Here is a 21,234-nt window from a genome sequence, read left to right as displayed (position 1 = left end):
AGATGTGTATAAGAGACAGACACGGCCCGCCGCTCGCGCGCGCACTGATGGAGGGCGGTGTGGGGGCGATGGAACTCACACTGCGGACACCTGCGGCGCTCGATGCGTTGCGGCGCATTCGCGCCGAAGTGCCCGAAATGCTCGCGGGAGTCGGCACGATCCTGACGCCTGACCAGGTCGAGGCGGCGCGTTCGGCGGGCGCGGCGTTCGGCGTCTCGCCCGGCACGAATCCGCGTGTGTTGGAAGCGGCCGCGCGCTCGGGTCTCCCATTTGCGCCAGGTGTCGCGACGCCCTCCGACATCGAGCGCGCGCTGGAACATGGCTGCCAGGTGTTGAAGCTGTTTCCGGCGGAGCCGCTGGGCGGCATCGCATACCTCCGGGCGATTGCCGCACCCTATCAGCATCTGGGGGTGAGGTTTGTGCCGCTTGGCGGGCTGACACAGGGAAATGTGGCCCAATGGCTGGCCGAGCCGTTGGTGCTGGCGGTGGGCGGATCCTGGCTCGCGCCGCGGGATGCGATCCGCAACGGCGACTGGGCCGCAATTCGCGCGCTGGCGGAAGCGGCGCGCACCGCGGTGGTGCAAACGCGGCAGGCCCAGGCGAACGGCACGGGTCGCGGGCCGGCGCCGCAGCGCTGATCGCGGGGGATCGCAAGGGTGAAATATGTCGTTACATTCGGCGAGGTGATGGGGCGCCTCTCTCCCCCCGGCGTCACACGCTGGGCTCAGGCGCTTCCGGGTCCGGTGCAGTGGTCGTTCGGCGGGGCCGAGGCCAACGTCGCCGCGGGTCTGGCCTGTCTGGGCGCGCGGGCCGCATTCGTGACCGCGCTGCCAACCCACCCCATCGCGGAGGCGTGCGTGCGACAGCTGCGAGGGCTCGGGGTGGAAACGCGCTGGATCGTGCGCACGGATCGCGGACGGCTCGGACTGTATTTTGCAGAAACCGGCGCCAACCAGCGGCCGAGCGTCGTCATCTACGACCGGGACCACTCGGCGCTGGCGGTCACACCGGCCGACGCCTACGACTGGGCGGGCGCCTTTGCGGAGGCGGACTGGCTGCACACCACCGGCATTACTGCTGCGATTTCGCGGGCGGCGGCGGAAGCCGCTGGCGGCGCGATGCGGGAGGCGAAACGACGCGGTCTGACCGTTTCCTGCGATCTCAACTTTCGCAAGAAGCTGTGGCGGTGGGAGCCGGGTATCGCCCCGCGCGATCTGGCGGAGCGCACGATGCGCGAGCTGTTGCCGATGGTGGACCTGCTCATCGCAAACGAGGAGGACGCCGCGGATGTGCTTCGCGTCCGCGCCGCAGGGACCGATGCGGAGGCCGGTCGGCTCGCGGTGGAGCGGTATCCAGAGGTTGCCCGTGAGATCGTCCGGCAGTTTCCAAACCTCCGATGGGTGGCGATCACGCTGCGGGAAAGCATCTCGGCGGATCACAACAACTGGGGCGCAATGCTCTATTCGGCCGAGAGGGATGCAGCGGTGTTCGCCCCGATGCGCGCGGGCCGATATGCGCCCTACGAGATCCGTGACATCGTGGACCGCATCGGCGGTGGGGATGCGTTTGGCGCGGCACTCATTTTCGCATTGCGAACGCCGGAGCTGTCCGACGCCACCACAGCAGCAGAATTTGCGGTCGCCGCCTCTTGTCTGGCGCATTCCATTCCGGGCGATTACAACCTCGTCAGCCGCGCGGAGGTGGAGGCGCTGATGAAGGGCAGTGGCACCGGCCGCGTGCAGCGGTGATTTCCGGGCCGGCGCGGCCACGCGCAACCACCGCCGGCGACAGTCCCACGTCATCCAGTCAACGAGGCCGCGCGAACTCTTGCCGTGAGCGGTTTGCCACCTGCGCGGCCGCCGCGTCGCTCAATCATCGGTACTCGAACGTCGCGGTCATCGTGCAGTCCGTGTCCGAAACGAGGCGAACCCAGTGGGCACTGAAGTCCGCCGGAAATTCGTGCGTGTGAGCCGACCCCGGCGGCACGATGAGCTCTCGGTAGAGTTTCCAGAAGTCGCGGTTGGAATAATCCACCTCGATCCGGACGCGCACCGGTGCGCCGGCCGCGTGGCGGATCGTCAGTGTCTTGCGGTCGAAGCCCGTCATCAGATACGGGTCGGAGGCGACACCTGCCTGCACGGCGGTTTCGTGCCAGGGTCCTCCGCGCCCGACGGGCTTGCCGAGTTTCCAGAGCTCGTCGATCTGACCGAGCCAGAGAACCAATCCGGTCCGTGCGTCATGGAGCACGTGGCCGTCCGGGGGAGGGTCGGTGCGACAGCCGGCCAGCACCATCAGGCCGCGCCAGGTGCAAAAGTCACTGATCGCATACCCATGAGCGGCGATCGGTTTCATTTCGCGGTAGTTGGGGGTGGCTTTCGTGTCCGTGCGGGGAATCTCGTAGAGAATACCTGCGAAATTGGCCAGATAACGCTCGGACACGCACTCGCGCACACCGCGGAGCGAGTCTGGCGCGAACCGGTCCGGCGCTGCCGGTCCGCGCGGAAGCCTCCAACGGCGGCCGGCCGCGTCGGTCACGATCACCGATGCCGCGTCGGTCGCGAAGTCGGGCCGAATCGCATTGGTGGTCTCCAGCAGCCGTCGGGCCGCCGGATCGCTGCTGGGCCGGACCGACAGATCCGCGTGGACCTCCAGCGTGTCGGTGCGAGCGATACGCCCATCGGCCTCTATGGTTTCCGCCAGAACGTGTAAAACGCCGTCACCGGGGCGAAGGATCGCACGGCACCATGGCGTCTGCCGCCCGGCCGTGGTTGCGGGAGCGAGCGCGGCGAAGCGGCGCTCGTCGGGCGCATGCGGACGATCTGGCAAATAATGAAAATACACGGAGCCCGCCGTCAGATCGCGGTCGGCGATGACGCGGATCCATTCGCCCGGTGCGTCCGCCGGAAACGTCAGCCACGCGTAGCCGCCGGCGCTGACCACCACGTTGGTCAGCTGCACCCAGCGGCCGTCGCCGTCCACATCCACTTCGAAACGGAAGCCCACCGCGACGCCCGCGTTGTGGGCGAGGTGAGCACAACGGCGGCGGTAACCCGCGAAGAGATAGGGGTCGGAGGGAGCGCCGCCCTTCACCGCGTCGCCCAGCCAGACGCCGCCCCAGCCTATCGGCGGTCCAAAGCTGGGAAGATCTTCGGGCGAACCGATCCAAAGGTTGGATTGCGACTTTCCGGCGAGCGGATTCTGCATTACCGAGCAGTCGTCCGACGCCAGCACGAGGCGGCCATTCCACTCACAGAAGTCGGGAATGTAGCGCAGGTGAGTCGCGATCGGTCGCAGGCCCGCGGTGCGCCGGCTGCAGAAGGTGGGGGGAAAGTCAAACATCTGACCGTGCATCGTCATCATCCACCGACCGCGGCCGATTTCCCGGATGCGCGGCCACTCCGTAAACCAGCCGTGTCGGGGGTCATAGGTGAAGGAGCCTTTGGGGAGCCGAAAACAGGACCAGCGGCCTTGGTCCAGTAGATAGAGCAGCACCGAACGGCGGTCCCAACCGGTGGCCCAGACGGGTTCCCCGGCGCCGGTGGCGCCATGCAGACCGCCGGGGCCGGCGACCTCGCAGAACTGACGGCGGGCAATGAGGCGCCAGTTGGTGCCGTCCCACTCGGCGAGTGCGCCCGCGTCTTCGGGGCTGGGCGGCGGCAGCGGGCAAAGGAACTCGTCGCTGCGCGGTGTCCGCCCCGCCGCGTGTTCGCCGTTATTGGCAATGATGAACCGTCCCTGGCCGGTCCACGCTCCTTTGCCGTGCCAGCCGGGCACGGGTTTCTCGAAGAGCTTGCGGGCTTCGAGGGTATGGACGTTGACCTCCCAGATCGGGCCTTCCATGTCGAACAGCAGCAGACGGTTTTCTGGATCGGTCAGGTGGCGCGCCCACGCGGTGTAACGGCCGGGGACTGCTTTCACATCGATTGCGCGCACACGGCCCGTGGCATCGATCGCATAAGGGCCGAGGAACAACTGGCGGGATTCGCGGTGGATCAGCCGGGCGGCATGAGTGCCACCGACGCTTTCCGGGTGGCGGACAAGCCGGAACGATTCGTCGGTCGAGTAGAGGCCGTCTTCGCTGCCGGTGCGGTAGTGGGGCGGGTAGGTGATCCACCACAGGCGGCCGGCCCAAGGCACGACCGCTCCGATGCCGCATTCGCCATAGGGGTTGAAGACCGCCAGATGCGGCCGGATGCCGGAGATACAAATCGTGTCATTGCCGGCCGCGGCGGCGGTAAGCGCGAGCATCGCGCTGAGCAGCGGACCGCGGTGTGGTTTCATCTCTGCGACTCCGGTTGTGTGCCGACGCGCGCCCGGTCAGCGGGGGACATGTCGTCGGTGAAGGTGACCGCCGCGATCCAGGGCAGATCGCGATAGAGGGAGTCGTAGTCGAGGCCGTAGCCGACAACGAACTCATCGGGACAGGTGAACGCGACGAAATCCGCGCGGATCGGCACCACGCGGCGCGCGGGCTTGTCGAGTAACACGCAAGTGCGCACGCGCGCGGCGCCGCGCTCCCGTGCGCGCCCGGCCGCAAACGCGAGCGTGCGGCCGGTGTCCAGGATGTCATCGACGATAAGCGTGTCCCGCCCGCGAACATCCAAGTCAAAGTCGCGCAACACGCGGATCTCACCGGAGGAGCAGGTTTGGCCGCCGTAGCTCTGCAGCAGCGTGAAGTCGAGGCGCGGGCGGAGCCGGTGATGATGAAAGCAGCGGATCAGATCGGCCAGAAACACGAAGCTACCGCGCAGGATGCCGATTACGCACAGCTCGGGGCCGGGCGTCGTTTGGGCGATTTCACCGGCGAGTTCTGCGACACGGCGCGCGATCGCCTCGGCCGGGAACAGCACGCGTTGAATGTGATGCGGTCGCATGATTGGTATCCGCCTGGGATGGACGGCGGCAGAATAGCGGAGCGCGTTGACGCCGGAAAGCGGTGCGAGCCTCACCGACGCCAAAGACCCTCACCGAATAATCCTCCGAGCCCGCACACGGGCGGGGGCGGAGGGCGGTGCCGGCAAGCTCCACTCTGCCGGGCAAGTGATCAGCGGCGGCGGGTGAGCATCCACGCCCGCCAGTTGCCGACCGCCTCGCTGGTGCTCAGCGCCCGCCGATAGACGCGGACAAGGCGGACTGACGGACCGATTCGGGCCTGCTCGGCTCCGTTGGCCTCGCGAAGGGTGGGGCTGAAACGGCCCCAACCGAATTGCCGCTCGTCGCCGCCGTCGTCCAGGACGCCATTGACGACGAACATCACAATGTTGGGCCCACCGTCCACAGTGGCGACGACGTGGACGGGTCGGTCGGCCGCGGCCGCGCCGCGGCAGGTGCGCCAGCTGCACGTTTGCCGTCCATCACCGAGGAGCAGTTCGAGTGCGTTGTCGTCTGTCCTTCGCAGTTGCAGACCGCGGCCGTCGGGGGTCCAAGTGTCGAACAAGAGGATGTCGGCAGATGTGGCGGCCGGCTCCACCGCGATTTCCAGAGAAAACCCGGTGCGTTGGCGGAGCCCGGGGTAGGGGGGCTGAGGGGACCGCCGGATGAGTTCTGGCAGGCGCGGCATCCTAAACTCCGGGGGCATGGCCGCGCCATTCGGCGGTAGCGTGAGCGCGAGGCCGTTGGTGGCGATCAGGCTGTTGGTGAACTGGGCGAAAAGGCCATGCAGCAGCCCGGGCGGAATTTCATGGACGCGGGCAAGGGTCTTTTGCGACTCGGTGATGTACATGGCGCCATCCTCCTCCTCGATGAGGTCCGGATAGCTGAGGCGGATGAAAGGGTCGTCGTCGTACAGGAGAATCTCAGGCTGCGACCATTCGAGGCGCAGACCGTCCGGCGTGCTCACTTCCCGTCCGGCCATGCACCAGGCGGGGTTTCGGTCGTCGTAGGGACTGCGGCCGGCCCGGCCGGCCGCCCCGAGCTCGCCGATGAACCGTCCCCCGTGATTATGGAACCAGTAGAGGAACATGCCATTCGAGCATCGCCAGATGAAGTTCGCAGCGCGAGGGTGCTTCACCCGCGCACCGCCGGGCCGCCACCTGAGGTAGTCCGGCGGAGTCCAGGTTCGGCCGGCATCGCGGCTGTAGGCGCAGGCGGGCCAGCCGTCAATCGTGCGGTACACGCACACAAGGGAGCCGTCGCTCAATGCGGCGATGGACTGTTCTTCGGCGACCCGTCCTCCACCCCCAGGTGCGCGCAGCCCGACATCCCCAACGGGGCGGGTCTCGAACCGGATGTTCTCAGGATCGCGCTCAGTCAACAGGGTGCGGCTGGCCAGAAACGCTCCCTCCGACTGCGCAAAGAAACCGGCGCCCATCGCGCCCACCTTGTGCAGTACCAGAATCGCCTCGTCGCGCAGGATGAGGGGGCGGCCGACGTTCCAGAAAAAACGGATGCGGCCGCCGTACACATTGTTTCGATCGCACTCGAACTCTCGGACCGGCACTTCATAGCGACGTGGCGACCAGCTCCGGCCGTGATCATCGGTGAAACGGAACACGTAGTGGCCGAGCGAATCTACGCGTTGAAACACGCCGCCGTCTTCCCGCTTCACTTCGCGTACGTTGTCGGTGTTATGGTTGTAAAAGCAGTAGATTCGCCCGGAGGGCACTTTCAGAAGCACCGCGTAACTGGCTTCAGGTCCGTTGGTTGGTTCAAGGAAAACGGGTGGTGACCAGGTGCGACCACGGTCGGTGCTGCGCATTGCGATGATCGTCTGTCCCCGGTCACCCTCGTGGCCCGTGCCGGTGGTGACCGCACACAGCCAGGCTCCGTCGTCAGTCCGCACCACATAGGCCTGATCGGCATAGCCTAGACTGAAGATCGGCCGGCCGTTTGCGATGTGTCGGGGATCGGAGAGGGACTCAACAGCCGCCGCTTGCGCCGGCATCAGACGGCAGGCCAGCACCAATGCCGTCATCGCCGCCCGCGCCGCCGGTGGTCGACAACCCCTCAGCGTGCCGAGCGTCAGGTCGAAGTGGCGCATCGCAGATCTGCCTCGATTCAAGGGCATGGAGCCGGCGCCGGCAGTCTAATTGCGATGCGGCGGCCCGCCAAGCCGGGTGGCAAACAACACTCCGCGCTCCCGGGAGGGGAGCCCAAGTGTGATCAGAACAACTGGCTGGCCCTAGGGCTGGTCTTCAGAGGCGGCCGTCCCGCTTCAGTTGCGCGTCAATTTGCGCCTCAGCCTCGAGCCAGTTCTTCATCGGGTCGCTCGAAGGCCCGCGGCGCAGAGAGATGTAATAGGCGGCCTCCGCGATCATGCGGTGACGCTCTTCTTTCGAGACCTTGGTTGTGACCGGAGCGGAGGGCGTCAACGCCGCACTCGCAGGGGCCGCTGAGGACGACTCTGCGGGCCGTGGCGGTGGCGTGGGGCTCGTCGCTTCCGTTGCGGCGGCTGCCGCCTTTTTCTTCGATACCTTTGGTGTTGCCGCTTTCTTCGTGGTCATGACAAATCCCTTCTCTTACGGCTGGCCGCGTCCTGCGGTTATCGGATCTACTGGTCTCACATCTCCGCGAGACCACGGGCTCATTCTAACTTGAGATGGCGACAAGTCAAGAACGGTCGGCGACTTCGGTCCGCCGTCCATCGGACTTTTACAACTACATAATGGTCAATCGTAAGAGCTGTTATCGCTGGGGGGATGAAATGCTGTTGCAGATGGAGGGCGTGCGGGCTGGCGGGCGGAAGAAGTTCTCAAGGGCCAAGCAGCTCGAGCACAGCGGCGCCAAACGTGAAGCCGCCCCCGAAGGCGGTCAATCCGATACGTTCGCCTGCTGGCCGGCCGGGGATCAGGGCCTCAAGCGCCAGCGGAATCGTGTTGGAAGACGTGTTGCCGTGGTCGCGGATGTAGAAGAAGACCTTCTCGGTGGGGAAGCCGATTGCCTTCTGGATCGCTTCGATGATGCGTTCGTTGGCCTGGTGGGGCACGATCATTGACAGGTCCTGCACGCGGATGCCCTGTTCCGCGCACGCGCGCTCGAGCATTTCGATCATTTTGCGCACCGCGACGCGGAAGACGCGTTTGCCGTCCATCTGGATGTGTTCGCCGCTATTCATTGCCGGCACGTACAGCACCCGCTCATCTTCGCCCATCGCGGAAAGCACCGGGCGGTGCACACGCAGATTCATTTGGCCGGGGTAGGGGAGGCGGGAGACCAGTGAGGCGGTGGCCGCATCGCCAAACAGGAACAGGGTGTTCGGATCGGCGGCATTGAGCATGGGCGACAGCGTCTCCGCGGTGACCAGCAACACGCGGGCCTCGGGCCGGATTTGCAGAAGGTCCCAGACCTGTTGCAGCGCGTAGAGGTAGCCAGTGCAGGCGGCGTTGATGTCGTGAGCCTGAATCTCCGCGGAAGTCCCCTTCGCGCTCAGCTCGCGCAGGATGCGGCAGGCGAGAGAGGGGGTGGTGGAGAGCGGCGTGCCGGTGCTGCAGATGATGGCATCCACGTCGGCGATGGAAATGTTCAATTGTTCGAAGAGACGGCGGCAGGCGGCAACCGCAAGCGTCAGCGCGTTTTCGCCGGGGCCGATCCAGTACCGCCGAGCGATGCCGGTGCGCTGAACAATGTCGGCGGGGCTCCAGCCCGGCAGACGCGCGACGAGCTCCTCATTGGTCACCTCGCGCGAGCCGTTCGCGTGGCAGATCGCGGCAAGGATGACGGGCGACTCGCCCGCGGGCGGCCGCACTGGGTGCACGGCGGCCGCGGGACCGGTTCGGCGTCGCAGCCTCGGGACTTCGACGACGCCGCGCGCAGCTGTGGAGGCGGTCGCGGGCACATCCCGCAGCCGTAGGAACGGTTGGCCGGCCCGGAGCACGTCTCCTTCCGACGCGAGCACCTCGTCCACCGTGCCCTCCGCCGGCGCCGCGATCTCGTGCGGGGCCTTGTCCGCCTCCACCGACGCGAGAATCTGGCCCGCGTTCACGCGATCGCCCGGCCGTACGTGCAGGCGAACGATGCGGATGTTTTCATCTGAAGGGCTCGATCCCGTGGCCGCGACAGTCAGCCGGCCCGGCGGATCCGCGTGCGGGCGTTCCCACGAAAGTTCAAGGCCAAGCATCGGAGCGGCGACTTCTAGAATCCGTCGCAAAGACGGCAACACGGAACGGTGGAGCTGCTCGTGGAAGGGGGGCAGTGAGTCGGGGCCGGTGATTCGCGCCATTGCCACCGGGGTCCCCGAGTGTTCGGCAACCGTCGCGAGGATTTCGGCACCCAGACCGCAGACGGGGGGGGCCTCATGGACGACGATCAGCCGACCGGTGCGGCGGGCGCTGGCCAGGACCATCTCGCGGTCCCACGGAACCAGTGAGCGCAAATCCAGCACCTCGGTCTGGACGCCGGCGTCGGCGAGCGCCGCGGCGGCCTCCTCGCACAGCGGCACGGTGTTGCCCCAGCCGACGAGTGTGAGATCGTTTCCCCCCCGGACCCTTCGTGCCCGGCCCACCGGCACGTAGGCACGAACGTCTGCGGGAGCACCCCGTTGGCGGTCGTTCAGCAATGCCTTGGGGTAGAGCAGCACGGTCGGCCGCGCCTCATCGAACGCGGCGCGCAGCAGACCGGCCGCGTCGGCGGCGGTGGAGGGCATCAGCACATCCAGTCCGGGCATTGCGGCCAGCGGTGCTTCCGGGCTCTGTGCGTGGTACGGCCCCAGCCCCGCCCGATACCCTCCGGCAACCGCCAGAACGATTACCGGCACGCGGTAACGGCCACCGGTGCGCCACTCGATCGCCGCCAGTTCTGCGACGAGCTGGTTGTAGGCGACCGGAAAGAAGTCCGCGAACTGAAGGAAGACGATGGGCCGGCCGCCGGCGAGCGCACGCCCGACCGCGGTACCGACAATCGTGCTTTCCGCCAGCGGCGAGTTGCGCACGCGGCCGGGGAATCGGGTCGACAAACCGCGGGTGACTCCAAAGACGTCCCCTTTTGGATCCTCGATGTCCTGGCCGTACAGCGAAACTTCCGGATGCGCGGCGAGCAGCTCTGCGAGCGTGTCGCGCAACGCCTCGAGCATCGACTGCGTCGGGGGACCCTCGCCGCGTACTTCGATGGGCGGCACACGCGGCAGATCGGCTCGCGGATGGCGGGCGGGCGCCGGGGCGGGGGGCGGCGCCGCACGCGCTTCGTCAACCGCAGCGGCGAGCTCCGCGGCCACCGCTTGCTCTTCTGCGGCCAGACGGGCTTCTGAAACGCCCGCTCGGGTGAGGTGTTCCCGCAGCGACGCGATCGGATCGCCTGAGGCGCGCGCCCGGCGAATGTCTTCCTCATCCCGGTAGACCGTCTGATCATCGGAATTGGAGTGACTGATCAGCCGTTCGCATCGTGCGATGACGATCTGCGGTTGCCGGTCTTGCCGGAGCGACGCGATGAGAGGCCGCAGCGTCCGCTCCAACGCGACCGGGTCGCGCGCGTCGGCGCGGACGATCGGGATGCCGTGAAACTCGGATGCCGGTCCATCCGGCCGATCGTACCACGTTGCGCCGGCGGTGCGGGTGGAGAGCGCATACCCGTTGTCTTCGACAAGAAACAGCACTGGCAAGCGGCGCCGTACCGCCTCCGCGATCGCTTCGAGCACCTCCCCCTGCTGGGAGCCGCCATCCCCGAGGCCGCAGTAGACGATGGGACGGTCGGGACGGTCCACAATTTCCGCGGCCACGCCGACCGCGGGCAGCGCGTTATTGCCGACGAATGTCGGCATCGGCAGCACGTGGAGCGCGGGGTCCGAATGGAAGGCGGGCATGTCGCGGCCGGCGCTGGACGCCTGCGAGCTGCCGAACAACGCATGAATGAACTCCGCCGGCGGCACACCGCGGGCCAGCAACAGTGCGAGGTCGCGGTAGTGAGGGTGCAACCAGTCCTGCGGACCGAGCATTGGCGCGAGCACTGCGGTGCCCTCGTGGCCGTCGCCGCCGAGGTGAAACGAAATTTCCCCCCGCCGGGCGAGGTCCGCGGCGAGCGCTTCGATGCGCCGCGCGCACACCATGTGCCGGTAGAGCTGGATCCAGCAAGTGAGATCGTCAGTGGCCATCAGAACCTCCAGCATACGTGGCCGCCGGTCGTGTGACCAGTTCAGGTTTCTCGGGTGGTAAACAGCTCTTCACCCGTCGCAGCGTCCTGAATCACGAAGTCCTCGACGTGCAGCGCGGGATCCGCCACGAACCCGAGCCGACCGCCAAGACGTTCCTCCAGTTCCACCAGGGCTGCCTCGTCCTCGCGCCGCAACCGTTCCAGCACCGCGGGATTGACCCGGATGCGCAGCTCCGCGGTCCGACCCTGCTGCCGGAGCCGTCGCAGTACACCGGCGGCGCGCCGCTGGATCTCGACACTCATCGTCAGCGTGGATTTCACCCGGCCACGACCGCCGCAGTACGGGCAGTTCACCGATGCGGTCTCGCGGATACTTTCGTCGCTGCGTTGCCGGGTCATCTCCATCAGGCCCAGCGGCGAAATCGGCAGCACGTTGGTGCGGGCGCGGTCGTTGCGCAGACACTCCCGCATGCGGCGGTAGACCTGCTGCTGGTCCTTGCGGGACTTCATGTCGATGAAATCGATCACGACCAATCCGCCGACGTTGCGCATCCGCAGCTGGCGGGCGATCTCCTCTGCCGCCTCGAGGTTCACCTGGAGGATGGATTCGTCCTGGCTCTTGCCGCCCTTGAAGCGGCCGGTGTTCACATCAATCGCCACCATCGCTTCGGTTTCATCAATGACGATGTAACCGCCGCTGGGCAGCCACACCTTGCGCCGCAGCGAGTTCTCGATCTTTCGTTCGATGTCATAGTAGTCGAAAATCGGTGCCTCCCCCTCGTACAGTTTCAGCGTGCCGCGCGCGCGCCGTGAGATGCGGGCGATCAGAGATTTGATCCGTTCGTATTCCTCGCGGGAATCCACCACGATGCGGTCAATGTCCTCGGTGAGCGCGTCGCGGATGGTGCGCTCGATGAGGTCGGGTTCCTGGTAGAGCCGGCAGGGCGCCGGGCAAGTGCGAATGCCGGTCTCGATCTGCCGCCAGATCTCGAGCAGCGAGCGGAGATCCCTCGCGAACGCGGTCGGCCGAGTGCCGAGCCCGGCGGTGCGCACGATGATGCCGACCCCCTCTGGCACCGGCAGTCGGGCGAGGATCTTCTTCAGCCGTTCTCGTTCCTCCCGCTGTTCGATGCGCCGCGACACCCCTTTCAGCGAGGATCCGGGCAGCATCACGAGGTAGCGTCCGGCGATGCTCAGGTTCGCGGATACGCGCGGGCCTTTCGTGCCGATCGGGCCTTTCGTCACCTGCACGACGATCTCCGAGCCGATCGGAAACCGCTGCCGGATCTCGGCAGCCAGCTGCTGGTTGCGCCGTTGCGGGGTGGATGTCTCGCTGTCGCTCCCCTCGGCGGCCTCCAGGCGCAGCGAGTCTTCAGGGATCATGTCCCAGTAATGGATGAACGCGTTCTTTTTCAGACCGATGTCAATGAACGCAGCCTGGAGGCTGTCCTCGAGGTTCTGGATGCGGCCCTTGAACACGCTGCCGACGATGCGCTCGTCGGTGCGGCGTTCGACGAAGAAGTCGGTGAGTTCGCCGTTTTGCAGCACCGCGACGCGGGTCTCGAGCCGTTCGGCGTTGATGATGATCTGATTCTTTACGGGCTTTCGCCCGAACATCGCCTGTAGGAGTTTGCGGATCATGGGTCCTCCGGGATCATTCGCGGATGGCGCGCTGTGCGCGCACGCTCTGAATCAGGCCCAACGCGATGCCGATCGCCAGCAGGAACGAGCCCCCGTAGCTGACCAGCGGCAACGGCAGGCCAGTGATCGGCAACAGGCCGATCGTCATCGCGAGATTGATGAACGCATGCGTGAACACCAGCGCGGTCAGGCCGGTGGCCAGCAGCATGCCCTCGCGGTCTGGCGCCTCCGCGGCGGCGGCAAAGCCGCGCACGATCAGCACTGCGAACAGCAGGATCAGCAGCGAGGAGCCGACGAACCCGGTCTCCTCCGCCACCACCGAGAAGATGAAATCTGTCGGCGCGACGGGCCGTGGCAGGTAGCCGAGTGTGTTCTGTGTGCCCGCCAGCCACCCCTTGCCCCAGAGACCGCCGGAGCCGATCGCGAGCTCGGACTGGATCTTGTTCCAGCCGGAACCGAGCGGGTCGCGCCAGGGATCCAGGAACACGCGGATGCGCTCGCGCTGGTACTCGTCGAGCACGAACCATGCGGCGGGCAGTGTCAGCAGTCCCAGCGCGGTGAGAACGGCCAGCTGGCGGGCGCGCATGCCGGCGACCAGTAGCATCGCGAGCGTGACCGGCAGCAACACCGCGGCGGTTCCGAGGTCTGGTTGCAGGACGATCAGCGCGAACGGCAGCCCGGCGACCGCGCCGACCTGCAGCAGTGAAGACCAGCGGTCCGCGCGCAGGTCGGGCCGCGCCAGCATCCGGGCGGTGAGCAGAATCGTTGCGATCTTCGCGAACTCGGAGGGCTGCAGCTGCACGCCGAACAGGTTGAGCCAGCACCGGGCGCCGTTGATTTTGACGCCGAACAGCAACGTCAGCACCAGCACGGCGACCGCGATAGCGTAGAGCGCCGTTGCGGAGGCGAGGATCCGCCGGTAGCCGGCGGAGAGCACCGCGACGAACGCCGCCATCGCCGCCACCGCCCAACCTAGCTGGCGTCGCCACAGCAGCGCGAGCGTGGGGCTTTGCCGACCGGCGCTGTAGATGAACAGCACCCCCATCACGACCAGGCCGAGTGCGGCGCCGGCCAGCAGCGGATCGCAACGGCGAAGGGCGCGTTGGAGCGGCAGCGATCTCACTGCGGCCCTCCGTTCCGGTTTGGGGGCGCCGAACGCGCGAGCGCCGCGGCAAAGAACTGCTGCAGACGCGGGGCCACCGTCGTGCCGCCACTGACGGCGTCCTCCACCACCATCGCCACCGCCAGGGACGGCCGGGGCAGCGGCCCGAACGCAATCATCCACCCGCGCTTACGACCCTCGCGTTTGGGACCGTACTCCGCGGTGCCCGTTTTTCCCGCCAGCTCCATGCCCGCGACGCGCATGCGGCGACCGGTTCCATCCTCCGCCATCACCACGTCGCGCATGCCGCGCCGCACCGCCTCCAGCGCGCCCGCCGGCCAGCCCAGCGATTGCCGCGGGCGCACCGGCGAGGGCTGGAACTCGTCGGTGCCGGCCGGTCGCACCGCGAGCAGCAGATGCGGCGTCACCCGATGACCACCGTTCGCGAGCGCAGCCGCAACGACCGCCATCTGCAGCGGCGTTGCGGTGATCGGCCCCTGTCCGATGGAAAGGTTGCAGGTATCGCCGTCACGCCAGGCGTCACGCCAGGCGCGGCGCTTCCAGGCTGGATCCGGAACCAGGCCTGCCGCCTCCTGATCGAGGTCCACCTCCGTGGGCCGACCGAGACCGACAGCCCGGGCGGTGGTGGCGATCGCATCCGGCCCAGTCGCGAGGCCCGCGTGAAAGAAATAGACGTTGCAGGAGTAGCGGATCGCTCCGGCGAGGTCCAGCGCGCCATGGCCGAGCGTGTCCCAACAACGGAACCGCGCATTGCCGAGCGTGAGCGCACCGGAACAACGGAAGACGGTGGCGGGGGAGATCCGTCCGTGTTGCAGTGCTGCGATCGCGACGATGGGTTTGAACGTGCTGCCGGGCGCGTAGGCAGCGGCGACCGCGCGGTTGAACAGCGGCCGCGCCGGATCCTGTTGCAGCCGCTCCCAATCGGCCTCGGAAATCGCGGGCACGAACGAGCCGGGGTCGTAAGCCGGCCGGCTGGCCATCGCGAGGATCGCGCCATCGGACGGATCGAGTGCCACGAGCGCGCCGTGGTGCTCGCCCAACGCGGACTCGGCGGCCGCTTGCAGATCGAGGTCGAGCGTCAGCCGGAGGTCAGCGCCGGGCACCGGTTCGGTGCCGCCGAGATCCTGATAGCGGTAGCCGGCCGCGTCCACCCGGACCAGTCGAACGCCTGCGCGGCCGCGCAGCAACGAGTCGTATACCTTTTCGATACCGGCGGCACCCGCCATGTCAGAAAGGTGGTAGTGGTACGGCTCTTCCTCAAGCGTGCTGAGGTCGGCGCGGCTGACGTAGCCGATCACGTGGCAGGCGTTGGTGCCGGCGGGGTAGACGCGGACAGGCTCGACACTCAAGTCCGCACCGCCGATCCGGCCACCCATCTCCGCCCAGCGCGCGATCGCGGCCTCGGGTAAATCGCGCCAGGCCGGCAGTGGCAGCGGGAGGCGGCGCCGGATGTGGGCGCGCAGATCGTTCGTGTCCACCTGGGGCGGCAGGCCGATCACCGCGGCGACCTCGTCCAGTGTTCCGAGGATCCGCGGAATGAGCGGCTCACCGCGTCGGCGGGGGCGCAGCTCCTCCAGGTACAAGACCAACCCATAGGAGGGTCGGTTGTCGGCGAGCAGTCGGCCGTGACGGTCGTAGATGCAGCCGCGGGGGCCGGGGACGCGGACTCGTCGCACGCTCTGTCGGGCGAGGTCGCGCCGATAGTTCTGGCCGCGGCTGACCTGCAGCCGCCACAGCGCGACCTCGATCGTGCCGAGTGCCAACAGCGCGAGCACCAGCAGTGCGCGGATCCGCGCCAGTTCCCAGTCCAGCGGCCGCCGCGCACGCGTCATCGCCGACCCTCCGGTGATGCGCCGATGTGACGCTCGAACCGCGCGGCCGATTCCGCGACGACCGGCGTGACGAACGCGCCAAGCACTGCCGCACCGGCCAGTTTCAACAGCACTTGGAGGCTCCCGACGGAAAGCTGGCCCAGCGCGGCGAGCAGCAGTGCAGTCAGCAGCGTCGCCGCGGGGGCTGCAATTGCGCCGATCGCGACGTGCGTGGCGGTGCGAAACTCGAACACCTCTTCCCGGTAGCGTCCGGCCAGCAACGCGACCACCGCGAAGGCGGCGGAGGAGACGCCCAGCGGGACGAGGCCGAGCGCGTCCTGCACCAGCCCGGCGGCGACCGCGACCGCCAAGGCGAACGGTCGGCGTCGAGTGAGCGCGTAGTGCACGACGAGCGCGACGAGCAGCGGGATGGGCGTTTGGCCGGCCATCGCCGGCGCGGGCATCACCGCCTGCAGCACACCGCCCGCAAACAGCAAGAGCAAGGCGCCGGCCGTGCTCACGGGTGTCGTCCCTCCTTCGCCGGCGGTGAGGAACCGTCGGTCAGGACGAATGCGCGCCGGATTCGCCCGAGGTCCGCGCGGGGCAGCACCTCCGCTTGGCGATAGAGGCCGGAGGCGTCCCGCTGAGCGGACAGCACCGTGCCCACGGGCAGGTTCGGAGGAAATACGCCGCCCAGACCGGACGTCACCACCTCGTCGCCCGGGCGGATCGTGTGGCGGGGATGAAGGAAGTCCACGCGGCAGACGATCTGGCCGTCCCATCGCATGCCGGTGCCGCGCAGAACGCCGTGGGAATCGGTGCGCGGCAGTCGCACCGAAACGCGGCAACTCGGGTCGCTGATCAGCAGCACGTCTGCGGTGTGGTCGGAAACATCCAGGATTCGGCCGACGATGCCATCTGGCGTGACGACCGGCAGATCCGGCCGCAGACCGTCGCGACGGCCGCGATCGAGCCGTAACGACTGCCACCAGCCGCTGCTTTCCCGCGCGATCACTTCCGCGGCGACGAGGCGGTGACCGGCGCGCTGGCGGAACCCCACCAGTTCGCGCAGCTCCGCGTTCTCGGCGGCGGCCGCCTGCAGCGCGCGCATCTCGAGGCGCAGCCGCAGCATCTCCTCCTGCAGCGCCCGGTTTTCCGCCGCAAGGCCGCCGATGCCGCGGATTGCGCTCAGCGATTCCCGCAGGTGCACCGACGTGCGGGCGATCAGCGCGTGGAGCGGCGCAAGGAACTCGCGGACGCCCGCCTTCACCGCGCGGGCGGCCGGCATCGGAAGGTTCACGATCGCCAGCAGCGCCGCCAGCAGCACAATCCAAATCAGAAATCCGCCACGTCGCACCATGTCGCCTCGTACCGCGGAGCATCACCGCTTTTCAGCGCGGCGGTGCGGGCGGCCGGGCGGCGGAGAGGAGGCGGGCTCAGACAGCCTCGGAGCGGGCGACCTTGCGCAGGATGTTCAGCTCGTTCAGTACCACACCGGTCCCCTCGGCGACCGCGCTCATCGGATCGTCCGCGCGGTGAACCGGCAGGCCGGTTTGCTCGGCGATGAGCTTGTCAATGCCGCGCAACAGCGACCCACCACCAGCCAGCACGATGCCACGATCCACCAGGTCCGCGGCCAGCTCGGGCGGGCAGCGTTCCAGCGCGGTGCGCACCGCCTCCACGATGGTGGTCACCGGTTCCTGCAGCGCCTCGCGGATTTCCTGCGAGGTGATCGTGAGCGTCTTCGGGAGGCCCGCGATCAGGTCGCGGCCCTTCACCTCCATGGTCATTTCCTCTTCCAGCGCGTAGGCGGAGCCGATCCGGATCTTGATTTCCTCCGCGGTGCGCTCGCCGATCATCAGGTTGTAGACCCGCTTCATGTACTGGACGATCGCCTCGTCCATTTCGTCTCCGCCGACTCGGACGCTGCGACTGAACACGATCCCAGCCAGCGAGATCAGCGCGACCTCAGTCGTGCCGCCGCCGATATCCACGATCATGTTCCCGGCGGGCTCCTGCACCGGGAGCCCCACTCCGATCGCCGCCGCCATCGGCTCTTCAATCAGGTAGACTTCGCGCGCGCCGGCATGGGTGGCCGAGTCTTTCACGGCGCGCTTCTCCACCTCCGTAATTCCGCTAGGAACCGCGACGATCACCCGCGGGCGCACCCATTTGCGGCGCCCGTGAACCTTCCGGATGAAATACCGGAGCATCGCCTCGGTGATCTCAAAATCGGCGATCACCCCCGCCTTCAACGGCCGGATCGCGACGATGCTGCCGGGCGTGCGGCCCAACATGCGCTTGGCTTCGTCACCCACTGCCAACACCCGGTTGGTCCCCGCCTGGATGGCCACCACCGAGGGCTCCCGCAGCACGATGCCCCGATCCTTCACGAAGACCAGGGTGTTGGCCGTGCCCAAATCAATGCCGATATCCGATGAGAACAAACCTAAAATTCGACTGAGCATGATCGCTGGTTCCGGTTGCCCGGTGTTGAACCTGACTTTGGGCGATGGGGCGCAGAGCGTCAAGCCGCTTGGCGCCGGACCGAACCATCGAACCCACGGCGCTATTCCTCGCGGAGAGCTTCCGCAGGCGGGATGCGGGCGGCTCGCCGCGCCGGCAGCCAGGCCACGACCGCGGCGGTCGGCAGGCTGAGGCCGCCGACCAGCGCGATCGCGGCCGCGCCGGGGGGCGGCAACCGGATGCCGGCCGCGCCGGCCGCCGCCGCGATCCCCATCGCAAGCAGCCCACCGACCACCGCCGCGAGCAGGTTCAGTGCGACCGCCTCCCCGATGAATAGCGCCGCGATGTGAGCGGGCATGGCGCCGATCGCGCGCCGGACTCCGATCTCCGGCGTGCGATGCCGCACCTCGCTGCCCAGCCGCCCGGCCATGGCGATCGCACCCAACAACAGCGCCAATGCTCCCAGCGCGGCGCTGGCGAGCGCGGCGGCGCGCTGCCAGCGGGCGACCCGTTCCCGCAAGAGATCCGCGGTGATCCAAAGGCGCGGCCAGCCGGCGCGATCGGGCTCGTCGAGCAGCTGGGTGGCCCGCGCGATGGCGCAAGCCAGCCGTCCGGCATCGGGCGCGCGCACCACGACCCGGTCCACCCGCTGCGCCTCCTCCGGCTCCGCCCACGACGTCCACGGCAGCAGCACCGCCGCGGGCGGGAGGACCGCCGCCGCCGGGCCCGTATCCGCCGCCACAATGCCCGCTGCGGTCCACAGGCGACCGTCTCGGAGCGGACGGCCCTCGCGCACACGCCACCCCAGCGCCGCGCTCGCCCCTTCGGTCAGCACCGCAACGGGCTGCCGCGCCGCCAGATCCGCCGCGTCGAACGCGCGGCCCTCGCGCATCACGCAGGCGCCGAGACGGAAGAACTCCTCGTCCGCCAGCACAATCGCCGGCGCGCCCGGGGACGCGCTGCTGTCCACCTCGGCCGGCCGCACCGCCAGGCCAGCCCACACCGCGTCGCGACAGGCGGCACGAAACTGTTCCAGCAGGGCTCGATCCGCCTGTGCGCCCCCACCCAGCAGCAGCGCCGCAACGTCGAGTCCAAATTCATGTTCCAGCCGCCGGGTCAGCGTGCGCAGCTCCATGCCGATCGAAAGGCTCACCGTCACCGACATCCAGCCGACGGCCAACCCGACAACCTCGCCGAGCGCGCGCGCGGGCCGGCTTCGAAGCCCGTCGAAGAGATCAACGAGGTAACGAACAAGTGCGCTCATGTCGGTGCGCGGTCCGGTGCGGCGCTCTCCGGCAACCGAATCACGCGGTCGCAACGAGGTAACCAGCCGGGATTGTGGGTCGCCAGCAGCACGGCGGCGCCGTCGCGCCGCGCTTCGTCCAGCAGCGCGATCACGCGGGCGGCCGCGCCGGGGTCGAGGTTACCGGTCGGCTCGTCGGCCAGCAGCAGTGCGGGCCGCAGCACCAGCGCGCGCGCGATCGCGACGCGCTGCATTTCTCCTCCGGACAGCAGCCGGGCGGGCGTCCGCGCCGACGGCGCTAGGCCGATGCGTTCGAGCAGCTCGGCGGCCCGGCGGCGCGCCTCGCTCAAGGGCGTCGCGGTGTAACGGAATCGGAACACGACGTTCTCGAGGGCGCTGCGGTGCGGGAGCAGATGAAATCGCTGAAAGATGATCCCGATGCGGCCGGCGCGCAGCGCTGCCCGCTCCCGCTCGGCGCAGTGGCGCGTGGGACGCCCCTCAATCTCGATGTCGCCACGGTCCGGTACGTCGAGCAGCGCGGCCAGATGCAACAGCGTGGTCTTACCCGCGCCCGACGGGCCCGCGATCGCGACCATCTCGCCGCGGTGCACCTCAAACGAGAGATCGTGCAGCACCGTGACGCGATGCTCGCCCGCACCGAACGATTTCGCGACGCCCGCACAGCGAAGCACCGCGGCGCTCACCACAGGATGCGGTCCCCCGGCGAGAGCCCGTCCAGCACCACCGCGCGTTCATCATCGGCCGGCCCCAGCACGATCGGCTGCCGCCGCGTCCCTCCCGTGGTGACCAGCCGGCAGTAGGGCTGTCCGCGTTCCCAGCGGACCGCTGCGCGCGGGATGACCCGGGCGCATTCGCGCAGCTCCGCCAGCACTGCAACGCGCACGCTCAGCCCGCTGCGAAGCTCCGGCCGGCCGCCGTCGAGCCGGATGATCGCCGGGAACACGCGGCGGCCCGCGGCGCCCGCCGCGGGCTGCGCCATCGCCGACACCGACTCGACCTCGCCGGTCAGCGTCAACTCCGGCCACGCGGGAAACGTTGCGCGCACAGCGCGCCCCGGCCGCACGCGTGGAAGATCCGGCTCGGCCACCTCGCAGCGCACCACCCATTCGGCGGGATCCGGGATGCACAGAAATTCTTGGTTGCGGTAGACGGTGTCGCCCACGCGAACGGTGCGCAGCTCCGTGCCGACGGTGACCGGCAGGTGAACGACCTCGCCGTCGCAGGGTGCGGTGACGGTACACATCGCGAGCTGATCGCGAAGCCGGTTTCGCTCGGACTCCAGTGCGCGGAGCTTGTCGCGTGCGTCGGCCAGCCGCAGTGGGTGCGAGTGGTCGCGCGCCAGCGCCAGCTTCCACTCCGCGTGGACAAGCTGACGGCGAAGCGCCTCCACCCGCCGGTTTTCCCGCTCCACCTCGCCGGCCGACGCCAGCTGTTCGCGCGCCAGTTCGGCGGTGTCGTCGCGGTTGCGGGTCGCCGTCGCCAGCTCATCGCGTAGCTGTTCCACCGCTAGCTCCGTCTCGCGCAGCTCCGCCGGCAACGTGACGGTTTCCAACAATCGCAGTTCCCGCTCCGCGGCCGCACATTCCCGCTCCGCCCGTGCGAGGTCGGCCTCGACCGAAAAACTGTCGAACTTTACGAGCAGGTCACCGGCGCGCACGCGCGCACCGTCCGGCACCAGCTCGACGATCGTCGCACCTCCGGGCAGACGTGATGCGATGGAAACCACGCGCCGGGCGGCCAGCCGCCCCTCCAACGGCACCCAGAGTTCGAACCTTTCCTCTGCGACGGTCGCGGTGTCCGCCAGGGGCGCCGGCCGGGAGGCGCCCGCGCCAGGCAGGCGCAACCACAGGCGCAGCCCGCTGACGGCCGCCACCGCCGCGAGCACCCCAAAGATGACGCGACGCACCATC

Annotated in this window: 16 protein-coding genes; 2 read left to right on the top strand and 14 right to left on the bottom strand. The window is 68.3% G+C overall.

Going from position 1 to position 21,234, the window contains the following annotated elements; all coding sequences use genetic code 11:
* Positions 1-2: 2 nt before the first annotated feature.
* Positions 3-638, top strand: a complete 636-nt coding sequence (gene eda, locus N2652_07795) for a bifunctional 4-hydroxy-2-oxoglutarate aldolase/2-dehydro-3-deoxy-phosphogluconate aldolase (GenBank protein MCX7819091.1) — start codon at positions 3-5, stop codon at positions 636-638.
* A gap of 18 nt (positions 639-656) precedes the next feature.
* The gene (locus N2652_07790; protein MCX7819090.1) at positions 657-1,748 is read left to right on the top strand and encodes a sugar kinase; all 1,092 of its coding nucleotides are present in this window, start codon (positions 657-659) and stop codon (positions 1,746-1,748) included.
* A 124-nt stretch (positions 1,749-1,872) separates the two neighbouring features.
* Here the strand turns inward: N2652_07790 and N2652_07785 are convergent, their stop codons facing one another.
* From N2652_07785 to N2652_07720, 14 genes are all read right to left on the bottom strand, one after another.
* On the bottom strand, positions 1,873-4,281 hold the full coding sequence (locus tag N2652_07785) for a hypothetical protein (protein MCX7819089.1): 2,409 nt from the start codon (positions 4,279-4,281) through the stop codon (positions 1,873-1,875).
* Positions 4,278-4,874: a hypoxanthine phosphoribosyltransferase gene (hpt, locus tag N2652_07780; GenBank protein ID MCX7819088.1), complete on the bottom strand. Its 597-nt coding sequence runs from the start codon at positions 4,872-4,874 to the stop codon at positions 4,278-4,280. Before hpt ends, N2652_07785 begins: the two co-directional genes overlap by 4 nt.
* 170 nt (positions 4,875-5,044) lie before the next feature.
* On the bottom strand, positions 5,045-7,006 hold the full coding sequence (locus N2652_07775; protein ID MCX7819087.1) for a hypothetical protein: 1,962 nt from the start codon (positions 7,004-7,006) through the stop codon (positions 5,045-5,047).
* Positions 7,007-7,133: 127 nt separating this feature from the next.
* Positions 7,134-7,442, bottom strand: a complete 309-nt coding sequence (locus N2652_07770; protein MCX7819086.1) for a DUF2934 domain-containing protein — start codon at positions 7,440-7,442, stop codon at positions 7,134-7,136.
* Between the two features lie 248 nt (positions 7,443-7,690).
* The gene (locus N2652_07765; protein MCX7819085.1) at positions 7,691-11,020 is read right to left on the bottom strand and encodes a beta-ketoacyl-ACP synthase 3; all 3,330 of its coding nucleotides are present in this window, start codon (positions 11,018-11,020) and stop codon (positions 7,691-7,693) included.
* Between the two features lie 41 nt (positions 11,021-11,061).
* Entirely contained in the window at positions 11,062-12,660 is a 1,599-nt protein-coding gene (locus tag N2652_07760) for an Rne/Rng family ribonuclease (GenBank protein MCX7819084.1), read from the bottom strand.
* Between the two features lie 13 nt (positions 12,661-12,673).
* Complete coding sequence (gene rodA, locus N2652_07755; protein MCX7819083.1) at positions 12,674-13,783, bottom strand: rod shape-determining protein RodA; 1,110 nt, start codon at positions 13,781-13,783, stop codon at positions 12,674-12,676.
* Positions 13,780-15,615: a penicillin-binding protein 2 gene (gene mrdA, locus N2652_07750; GenBank protein ID MCX7819082.1), complete on the bottom strand. Its 1,836-nt coding sequence runs from the start codon at positions 15,613-15,615 to the stop codon at positions 13,780-13,782. Before mrdA ends, rodA begins: the two co-directional genes overlap by 4 nt.
* A complete protein-coding gene (mreD, locus tag N2652_07745; protein ID MCX7819081.1) occupies positions 15,612-16,115 on the bottom strand; it encodes a rod shape-determining protein MreD in 504 nt (167 codons plus the stop codon). Before mreD ends, mrdA begins: the two co-directional genes overlap by 4 nt.
* Entirely contained in the window at positions 16,112-16,954 is an 843-nt protein-coding gene (mreC, locus tag N2652_07740; protein MCX7819080.1) for a rod shape-determining protein MreC, read from the bottom strand. The genes mreD and mreC overlap by 4 nt, the downstream gene beginning before the upstream one ends.
* A gap of 76 nt (positions 16,955-17,030) precedes the next feature.
* Complete coding sequence (locus tag N2652_07735) at positions 17,031-18,062, bottom strand: rod shape-determining protein (GenBank protein ID MCX7819079.1); 1,032 nt, start codon at positions 18,060-18,062, stop codon at positions 17,031-17,033.
* A gap of 101 nt (positions 18,063-18,163) precedes the next feature.
* Positions 18,164-19,324 carry an ABC transporter permease gene (locus tag N2652_07730; protein MCX7819078.1) on the bottom strand — a complete coding sequence of 387 codons (1,161 nt, stop codon included), beginning with the start codon at positions 19,322-19,324 and terminating at the stop codon, positions 18,164-18,166.
* Positions 19,321-20,007 (bottom strand): ABC transporter ATP-binding protein, encoded by a 687-nt coding sequence (locus N2652_07725; GenBank protein MCX7819077.1) that lies wholly within the window; start codon positions 20,005-20,007, stop codon positions 19,321-19,323. The genes N2652_07730 and N2652_07725 overlap by 4 nt, the downstream gene beginning before the upstream one ends.
* Complete coding sequence (locus N2652_07720; GenBank protein ID MCX7819076.1) at positions 20,004-21,233, bottom strand: efflux RND transporter periplasmic adaptor subunit; 1,230 nt, start codon at positions 21,231-21,233, stop codon at positions 20,004-20,006. The genes N2652_07725 and N2652_07720 overlap by 4 nt, the downstream gene beginning before the upstream one ends.
* Position 21,234: the final 1 nt, after the last annotated feature.

The sequence above is a fragment of the Kiritimatiellia bacterium genome, from assembly GCA_026417735.1.
Lineage (GTDB): Bacteria > Verrucomicrobiota > Kiritimatiellia > PWTM01 > PWTM01 > CAACVY01.
The sequence above is the reverse complement of the archived record's forward strand: the minus strand, read 5'-3'. Positions and strand labels throughout refer to the sequence as shown.